This window comes from Chitinophaga sp. 10T418 (assembly GCF_056394125.1).
In genome coordinates, this window is record NZ_JBFTHG010000068.1 from 1 (window position 1) to 425 (window position 425).

The 425-nt window shown below is 39.3% G+C and carries 1 tRNA gene; it reads left to right on the forward strand.

Going from position 1 to position 425, the window contains the following annotated elements:
• Positions 1 to 73 (forward strand) — tRNA-Lys (locus AC1DCV_RS35810).
• Positions 74 to 425: the final 352 nt, after the last annotated feature.

Here is a 425-nt window from a genome sequence, read left to right on the forward strand (position 1 = left end):
GATTCCCTAGCTCAGTTGGTAGAGCAATACACTTTTAATGTATGGGTCTTGGGTTCGAGTCCCAAGGGGATCACAACAAAGAATACAAACAGTATCAAAGCCGCATAAATCGCACGATTTACGCGGCTTTTCTGTTTTGGGACTACAAAGGTTTATCATTCAAAACGAAGGTGAATGGTAACATAAAAGGTTACACCAGCAATACTTAAATTTAGTGTAACCTTTCTCTCTGTAATGCTTCACTGATCAGGGTTTTAGGACTTCAAACCAAAACAATTAACACCAAACAACACCAAAGGAGTTAACCTTAAACCCACAAAGAACATGAAAGTCAGTCAAGAATTATCAATTTCATTCTGGTTAAGGAAGGACAACAAGAACCCCGCCGGCAAAGCAACTATTATGTTGCGCATTATCATCGATGG